Below are 5,017 nucleotides of genomic sequence, written 5' to 3' on the forward strand. Positions count from 1 at the left end.
GCCCTTCGCTCATCGTGATTACCCGATCAAATCGCGACAGGGCACTTTGATCATGAGTAACGCAGATCAGCCCCTTCCCGTGGAGTGTTTCGAACAGCAGATCCCAGGTCTGCTCTGCCGATACGGCATCTAGGCCGCTTGTAGGCTCGTCAAAGAAATTGAAATCGCCAGGCTGGTTAAGTACCCGCAGCAACGTCAGCCTGCGCGCCTCGCCACCCGAAATGGATTCTGCGCGTGCATCCAGATCAAGTTCGTACCAGTCTTTGCTCAAGCCCAGTCGCTCAAGCCATTGTTCGATCTGAGCGCGATCATGAGCATGTTCGAACAGCACTGCGCGGGACAGGGGGCCGGGTATGAAATGCGCATCCTGAGGGCAGAGTCGTAAACGACTGAACTGCTCACACCCCTCGAGCGCAGCCAGGCTTCTGCCATACAAGTGAACGTGCTTGCGCAACTGGAATACCGTTCCTGCGAGCGCATGCAGAAGTGTCGATTTACCACACCCGCTGGGCCCAACCAGCGCGACTCGTTCTCCTGCCCGTATTACCAAGGGCTCATTGATCAGCAGTTGCAGCGCATTTCGAGCGCTGAGTTGGCAGGGGGTGATGCGAAGCCCTGCGTTTTCATCCAAGGGCTCTGCCTCCATGGAGTCTGTCGGGCCGAACACTGGGAGTTGGAGCCAGTGTTCGAGCTTGCGTTTGTCGAGCCGGAACTGGTCGAGTACCCGCCAGGCTTCCGCCAGTTGTGCAACGCTTGCGAGCAACCCAGTCACCAGCGTAATGAGGGCAACAAGCTCGCCCAGGCTCAGATGCGGCGTTGCCTGGGATTGATCATGGATGCCCCACAACAGCACACCACCACTGCCCAGGCCAATGAACAGGGTACGCAAGCCCTGAAGCCAACCCCCGCTGCGGGCTACCCGCACTGCTGAATCGGCATAGTCCGAGAGTGTCTGGTTGACCGGGAGCATTGCCGCATCCTCAGCCCTTTCCAGTTTGACCGTTGCCGCGCTGGCGAAGGTATCCACCCATTGTTCCGCCAGTTCATCCTCTCGCGAGTTTACGGCCTCGATATGAGGCCTACGCCAGCGTATCAGGCGATCGTTGGCCCATAGATATGCCAAGCTCAAGGGGATGAGGCCGATTAATACCGAAGTAGCCCCGAGGTATGCGAACAGTGTGACCAGCACCACCGCTTCGGCCAGTACCGGCCATGCTGAGCCAATCAGAAAGCCTAGCCATCGTTCCTGGGCCGTTATTCCTCTATCCAGTACCTTTACCAAGGTCCCGCCATGGAGTTGTCCATAAGCCTCGAAGCGTTTGTCCAGCAACCCTCGGCACCAGCGCATCGAAAGCTGCTTCACGCGCTCTTGGCAGAGCCGCGCCAGGCACCAGGCTTGCAAAGGGGTCAACGAGGCTTGTAGCGCGACAAGGCATATGAAGGCACCGAGCAGAATGAATGAAGACGAGGCCGATGTGGACAGGTTGTCGATAATGTCAGCCAGGATCAGGGCTGGTACGACGGTCGCGACTTTCAACACTAGTGTTGCGCTCAGAGCTGCGATGATTCCTCGATAGATATGCATATGCCTTGCGTGCGTTCTGCAGGAGGTGGATGCCGGGCCTGATTGGCTAGAGAGGCTGTGGAATGGTGTGTTGCTGGAAGGGCGTATCTTTCAACAAGTCCGGCTGGTTGTCTGCCTGCCAAGAGTTTGGAAATGTATCCGGCTGGCGCTGTTTGGCAGGACATGATCAGATTTTTCCCGTTGCGCGTAGGCCATTTCTGAAATAGCTTCCTACGGCCTTTACACCATTGCGGTGGTTTTCTGGGCGGCCTAGTCTGGCCCTGTCGTTGTAAAAACAGCGACCGGGCCTACAAGCCCGATCAGGAACGAATGTTGTTCACCGCAAGCCAATGGCACGCGCCATCGGGCTCGCTTGATGGTGGCTGCGTGCGGGAGGTTTTCGTTCTCTGTCCGGTCTTGCAGACCCGTACGTGGCCGCCACCCATCACACTGCAAGTCATGAGTGCGGCTCTGTGTGAATCTACAGAGAGCTGTAGCATGCTGAAAATTATCCCCGATCCACCCCTCGATCCCCACTCCTTGAACACAGCTCTATTCAGGCCGAATGCCCACCGTAAGGCTTGATTGATAGTGCGTCTGGCCGGGCCCTTTCGCGGGTGAACCCGCTCCCACAAGACACCACAGCTTTCAGGCTTGCACAGTACCTGTGGGAGCGGGCGTGCCCGCGACGCATGAGGGCTGACAGGTGTTCGCCACAGCAGTTTCAGCGCCTATGAGATCGAGCGCCGCCCGCGCGGCGCTTCGCGGGGCAAGCCCGCTCCCACATCTTTTTCGGGCCAGCCCCTTCTGTGAGTCCACCGCTGGCCGCCTCGTTTGTTTCCTTCGATATTGAAGGTTGCATCGCTGCTCTTAATCACTCTTCAGCCATGCACCCGGGGTGTGCGCGGCTATTGCTCAGGAATAACTGGCCCGAAACAAATGTGGGAGCGGGCTTGCCCCGCGAAGCGCCGCGCGGGCGGCGCTCGATCTCACAGGCGCTGAAACTGCTGCGGCGAACACTTGGCGACCTCATCACAAGCCCCAAGCCCAGCACCTGGCAGCCTACACCCAACCGTCGCCCAACCCACCAATCCCCACGAAGACAGTCGGATTTGGTCAAAATTTGTGCTATATTCCGCGCCCGCGATTTCCCTGCACACCAGAACCGGTCACTGACATGCAAGCAGCCAAACCACTCTACGACTATCCCAAGTACTGGGCCGAATGCTTCGGGCCAGCACCTTTCCTGCCGATGAGCAGGGAGGAGATGGATCTGCTCGGCTGGGATTCCTGCGACATCATCATCGTGACCGGGGACGCCTACGTCGACCATCCGTCGTTCGGCATGGCCATCATCGGCCGTCTGCTGGAAGCCCAGGGCTTTCGCGTGGGCATCATTGCCCAGCCAAACTGGCAGTCGAAAGACGACTTCATGAAGCTTGGCGAGCCGAACCTGTTCTTCGGCGTGGCCGCAGGCAACATGGACTCCATGATCAACCGCTACACCGCCGACAAGAAGATCCGTTCCGACGACGCCTACACCCCTGGTGGCCTGGCCGGCAGCCGACCGGACCGCGCCAGCCTGGTGTACAGCCAGCGCTGCAAGGAAGCCTACAAGCATGTGCCGATCGTACTCGGCGGCATCGAGGCTTCGCTGCGCCGCATCGCCCACTACGACTACTGGCAGGACAAGGTCCGCCATTCGATCCTGATCGACGCCAGCGCCGACATCCTGCTCTTCGGCAACGCCGAGCGTGCGGTGGTGGAAGTGGCTCAGCGCCTGGCCAGTGGCGAGACGATCGAGAGCATCACTGACATCCGCGGCACCGCGTTCGTGCGCCGTGATACCCCGCAGGGCTGGTACGAGATCGACTCCACCCGCATCGACCGCCCAGGCCGCGTCGACAAGATCATCAACCCGTACGTCAACACCCAGGACACCCAGGCCTGCGCCATCGAGCAGGCCAAGGGCGACCAGGAAGACCCGAACGAAGCCAAGGTGGTACAGATTCTCGACAGCCCGGCCGTGACCCGGGAAAAGTCGGTGATCCGCCTGCCATCGTTCGAAAAGGTACGTAACGACCCGGTGCTCTATGCTCACGCCAACCGCGTGCTGCACCTGGAGACCAACCCGGGCAACGCCCGCGCCCTGGTGCAGAAGCATGGCGAAGTGGATGTGTGGTTCAACCCGCCACCCATCCCCATGACCACCGAAGAAATGGACTACGTGTTCGGCATGCCTTACGCCCGTGTCCCGCACCCGGCCTATGGCAAGGAGCGCATCCCGGCCTACGAGATGATCCGTTTCTCGGTGAACATCATGCGTGGCTGCTTCGGTGGCTGCACCTTCTGCTCGATCACCGAGCACGAAGGCCGCATCATCCAGAACCGCTCGCACGAGTCGATCCTGCACGAGATCGAAGAAATGCGCGACAAGGTGCCGGGCTTCACCGGCGTGGTCTCCGACCTTGGCGGGCCGACCGCCAACATGTACCGCATCGCCTGCAAGAGTCATGAAATCGAGAAGCACTGCCGCAAGCCGTCGTGCGTGTTCCCGGGTATCTGCGAAAACCTCAACACCGACCACAGCTCGCTGATCGAGCTGTACCGCAAGGCCCGTGCCTTGCCAGGTGTGAAGAAGATCCTGATCGCCTCGGGCCTGCGCTATGACCTGGCCGTGGAGTCGCCAGAGTACGTCAAGGAACTGGTTACCCACCACGTTGGCGGCTACCTGAAGATTGCCCCGGAGCACACCGAGCGTGGCCCGCTGGACAAGATGATGAAGCCGGGCATCGGCTCGTACGACCGCTTCAAGCGTATGTTCGAGAAATACTCGAAAGAGGCGGGCAAGGAGCAGTACCTGATCCCGTACTTCATCGCCGCGCACCCGGGCACCACCGACGAAGACATGATGAACCTGGCCCTGTGGCTGAAGGGCAACGGCTTCCGCGCCGACCAGGTGCAGGCGTTCTACCCGTCGCCGATGGCCTCGGCCACGGCCATGTACCACTCGGGCAAGAACCCGCTGCGCAAGGTGACCTACAAGAGTGAAGGGGTGGAGATCGTCAAGAGCGACGAGCAACGCCGCCTGCACAAGGCGTTCTTGCGCTACCACGACCCGAAGGGCTGGCCGATGCTGCGTGAAGCGCTGGAGCGTATGGGCCGCGCCGACCTGATTGGGCCGGGCAAGCACCAGCTGATCCCGCTGCACCAGCCGCAATCCGACACGTACCAGAGCGCGCGTCGCAAGAACTCGACGCCAGCGGGCAGCCACAAGGTGGGCAAGGAGCAGAAGATCCTGACCCAGCACACCGGCCTGCCACCGCGTGCCAGCGATGGCAGCAAGCCGTGGGACAAGCGTGAGAAGGCCAAGGCCGAGCAGTGCGACCCGGTGAGCTGCGGCTGGCACCCTGGGACGAGTTCGACCTGGAGTCAGCTACCTGGACGATCCCT

General features: G+C 60.5%; 2 protein-coding genes. One reads left to right on the top strand and one right to left on the bottom strand.

Translation table 11 applies throughout. The features are described from left to right. Positions 1–1,585, bottom strand: a 1,585-nt coding sequence (locus ACK1VC_RS01345; RefSeq protein WP_449117811.1) for an ATP-binding cassette domain-containing protein, incomplete at its 3' end; no start/stop codon positions are given. Positions 1,586–2,741: 1,156 nt separating this feature from the next. Between ACK1VC_RS01345 and ACK1VC_RS01350 the strand changes: the two genes are divergently transcribed. Beyond that, on the top strand, positions 2,742–5,017 hold a 2,276-nt coding region (locus tag ACK1VC_RS01350; RefSeq protein WP_449117812.1), incomplete at its 3' end, for a YgiQ family radical SAM protein.

Source organism: Pseudomonas sp. XP2, from assembly GCF_053557975.1.